Here is a 331-nt window from a genome sequence, read left to right as displayed (position 1 = left end):
GTCACGTCGTGTCTGTCGTTCGGCGGCACCGGGTCGTCTTCGGTCGAAGGTGCGCTGGGCGATGCGGAGGCGCTGCTCACGCAGATCCTGTCGGCCCTCGCGCAGACGGCGACCAACTCCGCGACCGATGCGGCATCCGTGGCATCGACCTTCACCGCCAACGACGAGGCGCTCGCGCAGCAGGCGGCGCAATGAGTCTGCCAGGCCTGATCGACGATCCGGCTCGCGGAGATGCGGGCGCCGTGAGCGGGTACGCGACCACGTTCTCCACGCGGGCGGCGTCGTCGCGAGAGCGCAAGGGTGATGCGGATGCGGCGCTGGCGAGCATCAC

At 70.1% G+C, this 331-nt stretch carries 1 protein-coding gene; it reads left to right on the top strand.

What is annotated here, in order from left to right; translation table 11 throughout:
• The coding region (locus tag SB773_RS30670) for a hypothetical protein (protein ID WP_410593999.1) at positions 1–195 on the top strand (195 nt) is incomplete at its 5' end.
• Between the last annotated feature and the right edge of the window lie 136 nt (positions 196–331).

It is taken from the genome of Bacillus sp. SIMBA_074 (assembly GCF_046534555.1).
Classification (GTDB): domain Bacteria; phylum Bacillota; class Bacilli; order Bacillales; family Bacillaceae_G; genus Bacillus_A; species Bacillus_A mycoides.
This window is presented reverse-complemented; position numbering and strand designations above follow the sequence as displayed.